Origin of the sequence: Halococcus salifodinae DSM 8989, assembly GCF_000336935.1 — an archaeon.
GTDB lineage: Archaea > Halobacteriota > Halobacteria > Halobacteriales > Halococcaceae > Halococcus > Halococcus salifodinae.
This window is the reverse complement of record NZ_AOME01000050.1, coordinates 65,526-79,036: the sequence shown is the minus strand read 5'-3', so window position 1 is coordinate 79,036 and position 13,511 is coordinate 65,526. Positions and strand designations below refer to the sequence as shown.

Annotated in this window: 15 protein-coding genes; 2 read left to right on the top strand and 13 right to left on the bottom strand. The window is 64.8% G+C overall.

Translation table 11 applies throughout. The annotated features are described in order from the left end of the window. Nucleotides 1–42 precede the first annotated feature (42 nt). Entirely contained in the window at nucleotides 43–999 is a 957-nt protein-coding gene (locus C450_RS07055; protein WP_005041972.1) for a sugar kinase, read from the top strand. Between the two features lie 454 nt (nucleotides 1,000–1,453). Beyond that, complete coding sequence (locus C450_RS07050) at nucleotides 1,454–1,789, top strand: UDP-3-O-(3-hydroxymyristoyl)glucosamine N-acyltransferase (RefSeq protein WP_005041971.1); 336 nt, start codon at nucleotides 1,454–1,456, stop codon at nucleotides 1,787–1,789. Nucleotides 1,790–1,845: 56 nt separating this feature from the next. Here C450_RS07050 and C450_RS07045 read toward each other — a convergent pair whose 3' ends face one another. From C450_RS07045 to C450_RS06985, 13 genes are all read right to left on the bottom strand, one after another. Beyond that, entirely contained in the window at nucleotides 1,846–2,811 is a 966-nt protein-coding gene (locus tag C450_RS07045) for a carbohydrate kinase family protein (protein WP_005041969.1), read from the bottom strand. A gap of 47 nt (nucleotides 2,812–2,858) precedes the next feature. Beyond that, the gene (locus C450_RS07040) at nucleotides 2,859–3,860 is read right to left on the bottom strand and encodes a Gfo/Idh/MocA family protein (RefSeq protein WP_005041967.1); all 1,002 of its coding nucleotides are present in this window, start codon (nucleotides 3,858–3,860) and stop codon (nucleotides 2,859–2,861) included. Further along, nucleotides 3,857–4,990, bottom strand: a complete 1,134-nt coding sequence (locus C450_RS07035) for a Gfo/Idh/MocA family protein (RefSeq protein WP_005041964.1) — start codon at nucleotides 4,988–4,990, stop codon at nucleotides 3,857–3,859. Before C450_RS07035 ends, C450_RS07040 begins: the two co-directional genes overlap by 4 nt. Nucleotides 4,991–5,034: 44 nt before the next feature. Further along, a complete protein-coding gene (locus C450_RS07030; protein ID WP_005041961.1) occupies nucleotides 5,035–5,352 on the bottom strand; it encodes a DUF5615 family PIN-like protein in 318 nt (105 codons plus the stop codon). Next, nucleotides 5,353–5,640 carry a DUF433 domain-containing protein gene (locus tag C450_RS07025; RefSeq protein WP_005041959.1) on the bottom strand — a complete coding sequence of 96 codons (288 nt, stop codon included), beginning with the start codon at nucleotides 5,638–5,640 and terminating at the stop codon, nucleotides 5,353–5,355. A 51-nt stretch (nucleotides 5,641–5,691) separates the two neighbouring features. Beyond that, nucleotides 5,692–6,654: a sugar phosphate isomerase/epimerase family protein gene (locus C450_RS07020; protein ID WP_005041958.1), complete on the bottom strand. Its 963-nt coding sequence runs from the start codon at nucleotides 6,652–6,654 to the stop codon at nucleotides 5,692–5,694. 90 nt (nucleotides 6,655–6,744) lie between these two features. Then, nucleotides 6,745–7,848 (bottom strand): CNNM domain-containing protein, encoded by a 1,104-nt coding sequence (locus tag C450_RS07015; protein WP_005041955.1) that lies wholly within the window; start codon nucleotides 7,846–7,848, stop codon nucleotides 6,745–6,747. Further along, complete coding sequence (locus C450_RS07010) at nucleotides 7,845–8,951, bottom strand: CNNM domain-containing protein (protein ID WP_005041953.1); 1,107 nt, start codon at nucleotides 8,949–8,951, stop codon at nucleotides 7,845–7,847. Before C450_RS07010 ends, C450_RS07015 begins: the two co-directional genes overlap by 4 nt. A gap of 78 nt (nucleotides 8,952–9,029) precedes the next feature. Beyond that, complete coding sequence (locus tag C450_RS07005; protein ID WP_005041952.1) at nucleotides 9,030–10,127, bottom strand: Gfo/Idh/MocA family protein; 1,098 nt, start codon at nucleotides 10,125–10,127, stop codon at nucleotides 9,030–9,032. 63 nt (nucleotides 10,128–10,190) lie between these two features. Beyond that, nucleotides 10,191–10,394: a hypothetical protein gene (locus C450_RS07000; RefSeq protein ID WP_005041951.1), complete on the bottom strand. Its 204-nt coding sequence runs from the start codon at nucleotides 10,392–10,394 to the stop codon at nucleotides 10,191–10,193. A gap of 2 nt (nucleotides 10,395–10,396) precedes the next feature. Beyond that, nucleotides 10,397–11,578: an ABC transporter ATP-binding protein gene (locus C450_RS06995; protein ID WP_005041950.1), complete on the bottom strand. Its 1,182-nt coding sequence runs from the start codon at nucleotides 11,576–11,578 to the stop codon at nucleotides 10,397–10,399. A 4-nt stretch (nucleotides 11,579–11,582) separates the two neighbouring features. Continuing rightward, the gene (locus C450_RS06990) at nucleotides 11,583–12,521 is read right to left on the bottom strand and encodes a carbohydrate ABC transporter permease (protein ID WP_005041948.1); all 939 of its coding nucleotides are present in this window, start codon (nucleotides 12,519–12,521) and stop codon (nucleotides 11,583–11,585) included. A 1-nt stretch (nucleotide 12,522) separates the two neighbouring features. Next, nucleotides 12,523–13,509: a carbohydrate ABC transporter permease gene (locus C450_RS06985; RefSeq protein WP_005041946.1), complete on the bottom strand. Its 987-nt coding sequence runs from the start codon at nucleotides 13,507–13,509 to the stop codon at nucleotides 12,523–12,525. Nucleotides 13,510–13,511 lie beyond the last annotated feature (2 nt).

The window sequence follows — 13,511 nt, the reverse complement described above, 5'->3', positions numbered from 1 at the left end:
GATTCCGGAACGGTTAGGGCCGCGGGCGGGACACGAACGAGCATGTCACCGCGTGTCGTCACGCTCGGAGAGACGATGGTGTTGATCAACCCCGCCGAATCGGGGCCGATGAAGTACACCACCGAGTTCAAAAAGAGTCTCGGCGGCGCGGAGAGCAACGTCGCCATCGGCCTCGCACGGCTCGGTCACGACGTCGGCTGGATCAGTAAACTCGGCGCGGACCCCCACGGCGAGTATCTCCGCTCGTTCGTCCGTGGCGAGGGCGTCGATACGAGCCACGTGACGACCACCCCGGACGCACCGACCGGGATCATGTTCAAAGAGCGCCGCGCGCTCGGTGAGAGTTCGGTGTACTACTACCGCCACGGTTCGGCCGCGTCCACCATGACGCCCGCCGATCTCCCCGAAGCGTTCCTCACAGACGCCGAGTATCTCCATCTCACGGGGATCACGCCAGCTCTCAGCGATTCGTGTCGCGAGACCGTCTTCGCCGCTGTCGAACGCGCTCGCGAGGCAGACGTGACGATCTCCTTCGACCCAAATCTCCGGGAGAAACTCTGGGACAGTACGGAGGAAATGCGATCGACGCTCCTCGATCTGGTGGGGGCGGCCGATATCGTGCTGCCCGGCATCGAGGAGGGTCGAACGCTGTTCGACGCCGACGATCCCGAGGCCATCGCGGCGGCGTGTCTCGATCGTGGGGCCGACCTCGCCGCGGTCAAACTCGGCGCGGCGGGCGCGCTCGTCGCCGACCATGCGACGACCGAACGCGTCGCAGGCTACGACGTCGAACGGGTGGTCGACCCGGTCGGGGCGGGCGACGGGTTCGCTGCGGGCTTTCTCGCGGGTCGTTTGCGAGGTCTCGACCCGGTCGAGGCGACGGAACGCGCAAACGCGATCGGCGCGTTTGCCACGACCGTCGCTGGCGACATCGAGGGCCTGCCCACCAGCGAGGAGCTCGAGGTCTTCCGTGGTGAGCGCGACGCAGTGTATCGGTAACGAACGCAGCACTCGATCCCGTGGTCGTGGCGTTCGTGGTTGTGATGGCTTTCGATCGACGATCACTGGTGATCGTCCACGACAGAACCATCACTGAAACACAGTATTCAAATACGAGTGAACCGTTCGTTCGAGCATGGACTGGCAACATCGCAGAGACCGAACGAAAGCGGAGCGGAAAGCCGACGAACCACGCTCGGGTACCCGATGGTCGTTCATCGCAGCCGCAGTTCCCGGGGCCTGAGAACACGCGTTTCTGTCGCCGATGGGACTGTTCTCGAATGAACAGCTCTGACGAGCCGTAGCCGGGGATTTGGACACAGAAGGCCGTGCCCGCCTCGACCAGCCGAGCCACCGCGTTCGGTTCGACTTCCCGATCGAAGGCCGATTCGTTGCTCCGCCACCACACACCCGGACAACAGTTATGTAAATCGAGTGTCTTCATGCTCGGGTGATGAACATCGGAAAGCAGGCTCGGGTCGCGGGGAGTGCACACGTCGCCGACGGTGCCAAGATCGGCAAACACGCCACGATCCACGACGGCGCACACGTCGGTGCCGACGCCCGCATCGGCAAACACGTCGAGATCCACGAGAACGCGCAGGTCGAGACTGGCGCTCGGATCGACAAACATGCACACGTCCACGCGGACGCGTCAGTCGGAACAAACGCGCGTGTAGGAAAGCACGTCCACGTTCACGAAAACGCTCGGGTCGACGAGGGTGCGCGGGTCGGCAAGCACGCACACGTTCACGATCACGACGTCGACGGCGGTCGCCGGACACGGTAGCCGCCGACCGGCGTTCGGCGTCTCGTTTCGTCGGACGGTCTCGACGCCGGACGTGATCACTCGGAACGGGACTTTCGAAGCGCCGTCACGGCCTCGTGATCGGGCAACGCGTCGATCGCCCCTGTCTCGGTCGTGGTGAGTGCGGCGACCGCATTGGCGAACGCGAGGACTTCGTCGAGCGATTCGTCGCCAGCGAGTCCGTGGAGGACGCCCGCGAGGAAGGCGTCGCCCGCGCCGGTTGCGTCGACGGGATCGACGTCGTAGCCCGAATGGGAGACGTCGACGGTCCCCCACGGCGCACGGTCGGCGGCGATCGCGCGCGACCCGTCGGCTCCCCGGGTCAGGAACACGGTGTGTGGCCCGGCGGCGAACAGGTTCGCGGCGAGGTCGGCGGGATCGTCGCCCGCGAACGACGTTCCGTCGAGGTCCTCGATCGAGGTCTTGACCACGTCCGTTCGATCGAGCATGGCGTCGAGCGTTTCGTGGAGGGTTGCATCGTCGGGCCAGAGCTCGCGTCTCGTGTTCGGATCGAACGCCACCCGGCAGCCGTGGTCGCGGGCGCGCTCGCAGAGAGTGAGGAGTGCGGAACGGGCGGGTTCGGCCGCGAGCGCCACCGGCGCGTCGACGCAGAGCCACTCGATGCGATCGAGCGTGTCATCCGAAACGACGCCCGCATCGAGATGCCCGCCGGCGCTGTCCGCCCCATAGAACGTGAAACTCCGGTCGGCGTCGGCGTCGTGGGCAACGAACGCGAGCGTCGTCGGGTGAGCCGAGCGCGTCACGATCCGATCGGGAATCCCGTTTTCCGTCAGCGTCTCACCAAGAAAATCGCCGAACCCGTCGGTCGAAACGTTCGTCAGAAACCATGGCGGTGTGTCGAGGCGGGAGAGCGCGATCGCGACGTTCGCCGCTGCACCACCCGCTCGCCGTGAGAACGATTCGACTTCGGAAAGCGGTCCTGGCTGTGCGGGCAAGAAATCGATCAGCGTCTCACCGGCGACGAGGATCGCTGGATCGTCCATACCGACTGCTCGCGGTCCGCCGGGAAAGGTTTGGAGGCTCGCCCGTCTTACTTCAGGTCGACATCGACCCACTCATCCGATCGCGCGGCCTCGTAGGCTGCCTCGGTCACGGCGGTCACGCGTAGTGCGTCGCGGGCCGTGGCCGGTGGTTCGCTCCCTTCGTCGATCGCCGTGATGAACGCCTCGGCCTTGTTCACCTGATCGCTCCGGTCGATGTACGGGATATGTTCGGTGCTCTCGGCGTCGATCTCCGTGACCGTGCGTGGCTCCCACTCCCGACCGTCGAGATACATTGCGCCGTCGTCGTCCCAGAGGTGGATATGTTCGCGGACGCAGGGCGAGTCGCCCGAGACCGAGACGTTCGCGGTCGCACCGTTCGCGAACTCGATTAGTACTACGGCCTCGGCGTCGACTCGCTGCTCGTCGTCCGCAAAGCGCATCCGCGAGGAGACTGCCGTCGGCGTCATCCCCGTGGTCCAGAGCACCGCGTCGAGCAGGTGGCTGCCGGTGTCGTAGAGCATCCCGCCGCCCGAGAGATCGGGGTCAGTCCGCCACGTCTCCGTGAAGTTCGACAGCCAGTTCTGGGTGATCTCCGCGGTGATCCACTGCGGTTCGCTCTCACGGAACCGTTCGCGTGCCGCCACGAACGCCGGATTGAGGTGGCGCTGATACCCCACCATCAGCGTCCGGTCGCTCGTTTCGGCCCGGTCGGTGATCTCTTGGGCGTGTTCGAGATCGGTCGCCAGGGGTTTGTCACAGAACACGTGGAGGTCGTGGTCGAACCCCGCCATCACCTGGTCGTAGTGGAGGGTGTGCGGCGTCCCGACGAGGATCGCATCGAGCGGTTCGTCTTCGATCATCGCCCGGAAGTCGTCGTACAGTGACCCCTCGTCGACACCGAACGTGGCCGCGGCTGCGGCGCGCGGTTCGGGGGCGATGTCGGTGATCGCGGTCACCGCCGCTCTCGGGTGGTGGTGGAACTGTCCGCCGACCGTCGTGCCGATGTAGCCGGTGCCGATGACGCCGACGCGAAGGGAATCGGATGTCATTCTCCGACCCCCGTCCACTCACCGCGGTCGTCACTGCGCTCGATGGCGTCGAGGACGCGCTGTACTGCGAGGCCGTCGGCGAACGAGGGCTGGAACGCCCCGTCCTGATCGACCGCCGAGAGGAACTCGGAGTCCTCGTGGACGAACGTGTGTTCCCAGCCGAGGACGTGTCCCGGTGGCCACCAGTGCTCGACGTAGGGGTCGTCGGCGTCGGTCACGAGCACCGTCTCGTAGCCCCGGTCACCGTCGCGGAGCAGTTCGAGTTCGTTGAGACGTTCGAGCGAGAACCGGAGACTCCCGTCAGTACCGTGGACCGCGATGGTGTGGTCGTTCTTGTGGCCGTCGGCGACCCGTGAGGCCTCGAAGGTGCCCATCGCGCCGTTCGCGAACTCGGCCTGGGCGGAGTAGGCGTCGTCGACGGTCACCTCGCGTGCGTCCTCGCTCTCCCCGCTCTCCTCGCCCCCCTCCACTGGCCGCTCGTCGACGAACGTCCGGAGGTGACCGCTGACCCGTTCGATGCTGCCCGCGTGCTCACCGACGAGGAACCGCGCGAGATCGATCGTGTGCGCGCCGAGGTCGCCGAGCGCGCCGCTGCCGGCGAGCTCACCGTCCATCCGCCACGACCACGGCTCTTCGGGGTCGACGCCCCAATCTTGAAGATACTTCCCGCGGACCTGACGAACTTCGCCGAGCTCGCCCGCCTCGATCAGGTTCTTCGCGTACTGGATCGCCGGTACGAACCGATAGTTGAACGCACAGCCCGCGATCGCGTCGCTCGCGTCGGCGGCGTCGGCCATCCGCTCGGCGTCGTCGAGGGTTGGTGCGAGCGGTTTCTCACAGAAGACGGGGACATCCGCTTCGAGCGCCTCGATCGACGGTTCTGGATGGACGAAGTTCGGCCCGAGGTTGTAGAAGACGTCCACGTCGTCGATCGCCGATTCCCAGTCTGTCGCGGTGTTAGCGAAGCCCAGTCGATCCGCAGCGTCCGCGAGCGCGTCCTCGTCGCGGCCGACGAGCGTGTGGCGTTCGATCTCGGGCGCGTCCGGGAAGAACATCGGGAGTCGTGCGAACGCGTTCGAGTGGGCTCTGCCCATGAAGCGATAGCCGAGAACGCCGATTCGGAGTGCCATATCCGAATCACAGGCGATGTCGTCTTAGTTCTCCGGGTCGGGACTCAGCGCCAATCGGCGAGGAACTCGACGACATCGTCGAGGGTGGGGTACGCGCGCTCGACTCGCTCGACGGTGCGGCGCACCGCCCGCGGAGCCATCGTTTCCTCGGCGATGAACACGCCGGCGTGATCGGAGACGTCGGCGAAATCCTTGCGATCGTACGTCAGGATGACCCGATCCGTGTCCCGCCCCGCAGCGATCACCACCGGATCGGACGCACCCTTCTCCAGAACGTCCCCGGCCCGCACTACGTCATGTCCGGCGGAATCGAGCGCCGACACGTGGGCCGGCCTGGTGTTCTCGTCGGCTAAAATCCGCATTCAGGCGCGCTCGACGAACTCCTCTGGATCGACCGGGCGCTCCTCGCGGACGTGCTCGATCGCATCCCGAGCACGACGCTCGATCTCCCGCAGCGTCTCGGGATTGTCGAACGCGTAGGCGAGCGCGGCGTGAACGTCCGCGACGGAGACGCCGTCGTATCCGGCGGCGATCGCCTCGGGTGTCTCGCCGTCTTCGTACCGGCGGTGAACGTGCGCGACGCCGATGCGCGTTCCGTCGAGTCGCGGATCGCCGCCGAGCACGTCCGCGTCCGTGACGATGGCTCGCATCACACTCCCTATGCACGGAATCGTATTTAAAATCTCGTCAGTGGAGTGTGGCTACTCCGCCCAGTAGGCGTCGCCGGGCGTCGTCTCGAACACCGCCCTGTCGAGCACGTCGACCGCCTTCTCCAGCCCCTCGCGCGAACTCGTGAGCGAATCCTCGTGTTCGATCGAGAGCGCGCCGTCGTAGCCCACCATCCGGAGGGTAGAGACGACCTCCTTCCAGTGTGATTCGCCGTGGCCGTAGCCCACAGTCCGGAAGAGCCACGATCGGTCTTCCTCCTCGGTGTACGGCGTCGTGTCGAGGTGACCCTTGACCCGCGCGTTCGACTCGTACAATCCTGTATCCTTCGCGTGAGTGTGGTGGATCGCGTCGCCGAGATGGCGGATCGCCGCGGGGATATCGATCCCCTGCCAGTAGAGGTGTGAGGGATCGAAGTTCGCGCCGATGCGGTCGTTCGTGGCCTCGCGGAGTCGCTCCATCCCTGTCGGCTCGTACACCAACATGTTGGGGTGCATCTCGATCGCGACGTTTACTCCCTGTGCGTCGGCGAACTCGGCGAGGTCGGCCCAGTACTCTTCGGCGACCTCCCACTGGTAGTCGTGAGCCTCCTTGTGCTCGGTCGGCCACGGCGCAGTGATCCAGTTCGGGACCTCGTCGTTCGGGCCGCCGCCGGGCAGCCCCGAGAAAGTGGTGACGGTATCCACATCGAGCTGGGCCGCCAGTTCGATCGCCTCCCGGAGCTCGGTGTCGGCCGTCTCGGCGTGTTCGTCGTCGGGGTGGATCGGGTTGTTGTGGGTCGCGAGCGCCGAGATCCGGAGGTCGTGCTCGTCGAGGAGCGCGTGGAGATCGGCCTGGGCGTCCTCGTCGTCGAGATACTCCGCGCGCGGGAGGTGGTCGTCGCCGGGACTCCCGCCGCAGCCGAGTTCGACCGCATCGACCCCGAGGCCGGCGAGGGACTCGCAAGTCTCGTCGAGCGGCTGATCGCCGAACGGCACGGTGAGTACGCCTATGTCCATACGAACGGTTGCTACGGGTGAACGAATAAAGGTTCAGGTCGAGGCGGCGACGCCCGCGTTCGTCCCCGCCGATCCCGGCTCGGTCTCCGGTTAGTCCCCGGTGGGTGATCCTCGCCCAGACCGGTGGTCGCGCTCTGCCCCCTCGTCGAGGGGGTCTTCGAGCTCGCCCATGACTTCCTCGAAGGCGTCGGTGGCGGTGAGGAGGCCGACGATCTCGCCGTCGTCCTCCACGAGTGCGAGCTCTTGACGTTCTGTTTGGAACCGGTCGACCGCGTCGCTGACCTCCTCGTCGGCCGGAATCGTCATCGGCGGCGTAGCGAGCTCCTCGATGCCGATCTCGCCGTTCGTGAGGTCGTCGTACCGGCTCGTGATCGCCGGCAGGTAGACGATCCCCCGGAACTCGTCGAAGTCGCCCCCGAGCAACGGATACCGGGAGTGAGAGTGGTCGTTCATGACCGCGAGGTTCTCCGCGGGCGAGTTCTCGGTCGAGAGCGCGGCGATCTCCTCGCGCGCCACCATGACGTTGCGGATGGGTACGTCGCCGGCGACCAGCGCGTTCATCACCTCTTCGCGTCGTTCCCCGGAGATATCGCTCTCGTCGAGCACCGACTCGAATCGTTTGTGGAGGTCGGCACGGCTCTCGACGTCTTCGGCCCCGGATTCGAGCCACGCACCGGTCATCTCCACACCGAACAGCGAAAGCGTCCACTTCGCTGCCCCATCCCCGAACGTGATGACCGGCCAGGTGATCCGTGTGAACCAGTACAGCGGCGTCGCGCCGTACCGACAGACCTGCTTCGAGCGCTCGACGCCGAGATAGGTTGGAGCCTGCTCGCCGTGGGTGAGATGGAGGAGGTTAATGAGGAGAAACGCGAGAATCGCCCCCGCACCGACCGATGCGAGGATTGTCCCACCGAACAGCGGCTCGAAGATGGCCGCCAGCGCCGGTTCGGCCACGATACCGACCGCGATGCTCGAAGAGGTAATCCCGACCTGGCAACTGGTCAGGTAAATCTCCAAGTCCTGGGTCATCTCCCACGCGCGTTCGAGACCGGCAACCCCCGGCTCGACGAACTCCGATTCGGTGTACTGCTGGGCGCGCGTCAGGCCGAACTCGATGGCGACGAAAAAGCCGTTGGCGAGGATGAGCGCGAGACCGGCGAGCAGCCGAACGGTGATTTCGAGACCGTTCATGCCGGCTCACCGCCCGAATCGGGCGTGTCCTCGCGCTCTCTGGCCCGTTGATAGACGTCGAGGGGGTCTTCGAGCTCGCCCATGACTTCCTCGAAGGCGTCGGTGGCGGTGAGCAGGCCGACGATCTCCTCACCATCCAGAACGAGCGCGAGTTCCTGGTTCTCCTCCTGAAAGCGGTCGACGGCGTCGCTGACCTCTTCATCTACCGGCAGCGTCATCGGCTCGGTGGCGAGGTCGGCGATGGCGACGTCACCGTCCCGAAACTCCTCGAAGCGGTTGGTGAGCGTGGCGAGATAGACGATACCCAGAAGATTCCCGTCACCGCCGAACAGCGGGAAGCGCAGATGAGGACTGTCCTCGACGACCGCGAGGTTTGCTTCCGGTGTGTTCGCCGTCGAGAGTGCGGCGATGTCTTCTCTGTCGACCATGACGTTGCTGATGGGCATCTCGCCGACCGCGAGCGCGTTCATCACCTCCTCGTAGCGTTCCTCGGGGAGGTCGCCCTCGTCGAGCACCGAGCCGAGCTTGCGGTGGAGGTCAGCCCGTCCCTCGATAACGTCGACCTCCGATTCGAGCCACGCGCCGGTCATCTCCACGCCGAACAGCCTGAGCGTCCACTTCGCCACCACGTCGCCGAGGTCGAGGATCGGTCGGATGACTCGCGTGAACCAGTACAGCGGCGTCGCGCCGTACCGACAGACCTGCTTCGAGCGCTCGACGCCGAGGTAGGTGGGGGTCTGCTCTCCATAGACCTTGTGTACCAGGCTCACGATGAGGAACGCCAAGAACACGCCCGCGCCAATCGACGCGAGAACCGTCCCACCGAACAGCGGCTTGAGGATGGCCGCAAGCGCTGGCTCGGCGATGATACCAAGCGAGATGCTGGCGGCGGTGATGCCGACCTGACACCCCGTGAGGTAGATCTCGAGCTCCTCGGTCATCGCCCAGGCACGTTCGAGTCCGGTGTTGCCCGGCTCCACGAACTCGGATTCGGGGTACTGCCGGGCGCGGGTCAGCGCGAACTCGATCGCGACGAAGAACCCGTTCGCGAGGATGAGTGCGGCCCCCGCGATGAGTCTACCGACGATTTCGAGCAGTTGCATTGGCTACTGGTTTCGTTGTGTCGTCGGCGGAGCAAAAAAGCTGGGTCTTTCCGGTGATTCGGGACGGAAGCGGTCGGTTCAGTCGAGCTCGACGGGAGCTTCCTGTGTCGTGTCATCGAGCCGGATCGCACGGCCGGCCTCGGAGGAGCGGTAGATCGCGTCGATCACGCGCTGGACGGTGATCCCCTGCTCGATCGTGTTGCGCTCTGGCGGTTCGCCGTGCTCGACCGCATCGAGGAACGAGCGCTGTTCGGCCATCATGGCGTCGTTCGAACGGGTCGTGATGTCCGTATCGGCGAGATGGTCGGCCCCCTCTTTGCTGCTCTCGTAGAGCTTCAGACTGTCCTCGTTCTGGTCGAAACACGCTCCCGCGTCGGTGCCACGCACGAGGAACTCCTGGTTGATCGGGCGATTGGTCGCCCACGCCGCTTCGAGACTCACCGTCGAGCCGTCGGCACACCGAATGAACGCGCTCACCGAGTCGTCGACATCGAACCCGTCCGGCCCGAGGTCCTCGCCCCACATGTCGATATAGGCGTAGTCCTCGCGCGTACCGAAGGCCGATCGTGTGGTCGCCGACACCTCGACGACCTCGGGGAAATCGAGGAAGTGAAGCGAGAGATCGATCGCGTGCACCCCGATGTCGATCAGCGATCCGCCGCCGGAGGTGTCACGGCTCGTGAACCACGACCCCCGACCAGGAATCCCGCGTCGTCGGATGTAGTTCGCCTCGACGTGGCGCGTGGTGCCGAACCGTCCCTGTTCCTGGAAGCGTTTCAGCACCTCGACGGGGTTGGTGAAGCGGTTCTTGAACCCCGTCATCACGAACCCGTCACTGTCGGCGGCGGCGGCAGCGATCCCTTCGGCGCTCTCGATCGAGTGTGCGAGGGGTTTTTCGAGGAGAACGTCGACGTCGTGTTCGAGCGCGCCGACGGCGTACTCCTCGTGAAAGCGATTCGGCGTCGCGACGATCACCGCGTCGGCGACCGCGAACAGTTCGTCTGCCGTCTCGTAGGTGGTGGTCGCATACGCGTCCGCAAAGCGCGCGCGAACGTCGGGGTCGACATCGACGCCACCGACGAGATCGACCCCATGATCGACCAGCCGGTCGGCGTGGAACCGCCCGATGTTCCCGAGACCGACGATCCCGACTTTTGGAGGGGAAGAAGAGGACACGAACGCCGTCTAGGGTGTCCTGGGTTGTAAGAATACCGTTCTGTGGTCGGTTCGGATCAGAATTCAGTACAGTTGGCGCTCGCGTTCCTCGCGCTCGGCCTCGCGTTCAGCCTCCTCCTTCTGGCGTCGTCGCCCGCGCCAGTACTGACGGACGAGGGGGATGAGCTTGTTTTTGACATCGAGCACGAACGAGACGAGCCCGTACGCCCAGAAGACGAACAGCAACGACATCCCGCCGATGTAGAACAGACCGATCTCCGAGACCATGCTCAGTCGTCGCCCTCCGCTTCCGTCCCGGTCGCACCCTCGGCACGAGTCGGCTGGACGAGACCGTGGGCGATCGCCTTACCCGACGCCGTATCGAAGAGGTGGATCTTCTTGCGATCGAGCACCACCTGCATCACCTGATCCTCCTCGATGTCCGAGGTGGGGTCGACGCTCATCAGGAGCTGATCGCCCGCCTCGGGGTCTTCGAGATCGGTGTCGGCGTCCTCGGCGAGCAGGAGATAGACGAAGATCTCGTCGCCCATCGGCTCGAGGACGTCGGTCGTGGTCTCGATCTCGGCGGTCGCGTGTGACACCGATCCCGCGGTGTCGGTTGGATAGACGTCCTCGGGTCGGATCCCGAGCGTGACCGCATCGCCCTCGCTCACCCCGATCGTTCCGGGATCGAACTCCACGTCGATGTGTTCGGATTCGAACCCGTTCACGCCGATCGTCCCTTCCGCGAAGTTCATGCTCGGCGAGCCGATGAACCCCGCGACGAACAGGTTCGACGGCTCGTTGTAACACACGAGGGGCGGATCGATCTGCTGGAGCTTCCCGCCGTCGATCACCGCGATCCGGTCGGACATCGTCATCGCTTCGGCCTGGTCGTGGGTGACGTAGATCACCGTCGTCCCGAGCTCGCGGTGGATGCGCTGGAGTTCGGTCCGCATGTGGACTCGGAGCTTCGCGTCGAGGTTCGCGAGCGGCTCGTCCATCAGGAACACGTCGGGTTCGCGTACCAGCGCCCGTGCGATCGCGACGCGCTGGCGCTGGCCCCCACTCATCTCGCTCGGCATCCGATCGAGCATCCCGCCCATCTGGACGGTCTCGGCCGCGTTGTCGACCCGACGGTCGGTTTCGTCCTTGTCGAAGTCCCGGAGCCGGAGCCCGAAGGAGATGTTGTCGTAGACGTCCATGTGGGGGAACAGCGCGATGTTCTGGAACACCATCGCGACCCCGCGGTCCTTCGGGGGAAGAGTCGTCACCTCCCGGTCGCCGATGTGGATGGTGCCCTCGGTTGGTTTGGTCAGTCCGGCGACGGTCTCCATCGTCGTCGATTTCCCACAGCCCGACGGCCCGACGAGCGTGACGAACTCGCCATCCGGGATTTCGAGGTTCATGTCGTCGACCGCGACGACGTCGTCGTAGCGTTTCGAGACGTTTTCGAGCGTGACTTTTGCCATTTTGTTACTCCTTGAGTGCGCCACTGGTGAGGCCGCTGACGATGCGTTCTTGGGCGATGACCACGAGGATCGCGACCGGCAACACGCCGACGATGCTCGCGGCCGCCATCAGGTTGTACGATGCGGTGTACTGGGTTTGATACCCCAGAATCCCCCACACGATGGGGGCCCAGTTCTTCGCCTGTCCGTCCGTCATCAGGAACGAAAAGAAGAACTCGTTGTACACGTTGATGAAGGTGAGCACGCCCGCGGTCGCCACGCCGGGTGCCGACAACGGGATGATGACCCGAAAGAGCGCCCCGAGCCTGGTGGTACCCTCGACCCGGGCGGCGTCCTCCAGTCCATCCGGAATCTGCCCGTAGAACGTGGTGAGGATGAATATCGACAGCGGCATGAACAGCGCGCTGAACGGCAGTATCATCGCTCCCGGCGTGTTGAACAACATCGGACTACTCACTCCGAGTATCTCGATGTTCCCGGTGAACAACCGAAACAGCGGCAGGAGAAACGCCGCCGGTGGGAAATACGAGATGGCGAGCACGAGGATCATCAACACACCCCGGCCCGGGAAATCGAGTCGTCCGAAGACGTAGCCAGCGAGACTTGCCAACACGAGGACGATGATCGTCGTCGCCACCGCGAGCACGAGGCTGTTGAAGAGGTAGACGTGGAACGGCAGGCGCTGGAAGATTTCGACGAATGCGCCGGGATTGAACCCCTTCGGGAGCAACCCCATGTCGACGATGGCGGCCTCGGGCGTGAGCGCGAGCACCAACAGCCAGTAGAAAGGGAACAGCGTCGTGATGAGGAAGAAAATCGTCACGATGTAGAACATCGCCCGGTAGGTCCGCTCGGGGTTGGATATCGAACTCTGCACCCAGCGGGTGAACGGACCGCCTTCGTCCTCGCTGGACTGCTGTTCGCTGGTTTGTGCGCCCGCCATCTCAGACACTCCCCTGCGAGCCACGCCAGTATCTGACGATGTACACCGAGACCACGATGCCGATGATCGCCGCCGTCACGAACGCCACCGCCGAGGCCGTGCCGTACCGACGGGTGCTGAACGTCGTAACGACCAGACACGAGAGAGAGGGTACTGTCGTACAGCTCGACGTCGTCTCGATCAACCCGTAAATCCGCATCGCTGCGATCGTTCGGAAGAGCATGGCAACCAGGACGGTGGGCAGTATCAGCGGGAAGGTTATCATCTTGAACTGCTGCCACTTCGTCGCGCCCGAAACCTTCGCCACGTCGTAGAGGCTCCTGTCGACGCTCTGGAGACCGGCGAGAATCAACAGCGCCATGAATGCTGTCGTCTTCCAGACGTCAGCGAGAATGATGATGGGAAGCGCCTCGGCGCTGTTGACCAGCGGCGTTCCCGACATGCCGAGCGCCTGGACGACGTCGACGCCGAAACCGATACCGGGCTGAAAGAGCAGGAAGAAGATCATCCCCTGGATGACGATGGGCACCGCCCACGGGATGATGATGGCCACGCGGACCCAGCGCCGACCCCGGAAGTCCTGATCGAGCACGAGTGCCTGCCCGAACCCGATCAGCGTCTCGAAGAGCACGCTGACGATGGTGAAGATGAACGTGACGACCAGCGCGCTCTGGAACGGCGCTGACGGGTCGAAGAACGGCTGTGGCAGCGCCACGGTATCGAGTTGCCCGGTCAGCAGGTTCACGTAGTTCTCGAAACCGACGAACTCCCCGAGTTGGTCCGCACCACGGATGCTGTCTGCGTGCAGCGACATCTCGAAGGTGCTCATGAGCGGCCAGATCGCGATCACCGCGAGCAACAGGAACGCCGGGGTGAGCAGCAAGTAGGCGAACGCCGCCTCGCTCAGGTTCTCCAGCCAGCGCACCGCGCTCGCGTATACTCCCGATCGCCCCTGTGCTCCGCGTTCGGTGGGTTGTTCCGTTGCCATGG

Bases quoted from the DNA above. Each gene is read 5' to 3' on its own strand.
- C450_RS07055 (WP_005041972.1), top strand. From the start codon at position 43: ATGTCACCGCGTGTCGTCACGCTCGGAGAGACGATGGTGTTGATCAAC.
- C450_RS07050 (WP_005041971.1), top strand. From the start codon at position 1,454: ATGAACATCGGAAAGCAGGCTCGGGTCGCGGGGAGTGCACACGTCGCC.
- C450_RS07045 (WP_005041969.1), bottom strand. From the start codon at position 2,811: ATGGACGATCCAGCGATCCTCGTCGCCGGTGAGACGCTGATCGATTTC.
- C450_RS07040 (WP_005041967.1), bottom strand. From the start codon at position 3,860: ATGACATCCGATTCCCTTCGCGTCGGCGTCATCGGCACCGGCTACATC.
- C450_RS07035 (WP_005041964.1), bottom strand. From the start codon at position 4,990: ATGGCACTCCGAATCGGCGTTCTCGGCTATCGCTTCATGGGCAGAGCC.
- C450_RS07030 (WP_005041961.1), bottom strand. From the start codon at position 5,352: ATGCGGATTTTAGCCGACGAGAACACCAGGCCGGCCCACGTGTCGGCG.
- C450_RS07025 (WP_005041959.1), bottom strand. From the start codon at position 5,640: ATGCGAGCCATCGTCACGGACGCGGACGTGCTCGGCGGCGATCCGCGA.
- C450_RS07020 (WP_005041958.1), bottom strand. From the start codon at position 6,654: ATGGACATAGGCGTACTCACCGTGCCGTTCGGCGATCAGCCGCTCGAC.
- C450_RS07015 (WP_005041955.1), bottom strand. From the start codon at position 7,848: ATGAACGGTCTCGAAATCACCGTTCGGCTGCTCGCCGGTCTCGCGCTC.
- C450_RS07010 (WP_005041953.1), bottom strand. From the start codon at position 8,951: ATGCAACTGCTCGAAATCGTCGGTAGACTCATCGCGGGGGCCGCACTC.
- C450_RS07000 (WP_005041951.1), bottom strand. From the start codon at position 10,394: ATGGTCTCGGAGATCGGTCTGTTCTACATCGGCGGGATGTCGTTGCTG.
- C450_RS06995 (WP_005041950.1), bottom strand. From the start codon at position 11,578: ATGGCAAAAGTCACGCTCGAAAACGTCTCGAAACGCTACGACGACGTC.
- C450_RS06990 (WP_005041948.1), bottom strand. From the start codon at position 12,521: ATGGCGGGCGCACAAACCAGCGAACAGCAGTCCAGCGAGGACGAAGGC.
- C450_RS06985 (WP_005041946.1), bottom strand. From the start codon at position 13,509: ATGGCAACGGAACAACCCACCGAACGCGGAGCACAGGGGCGATCGGGA.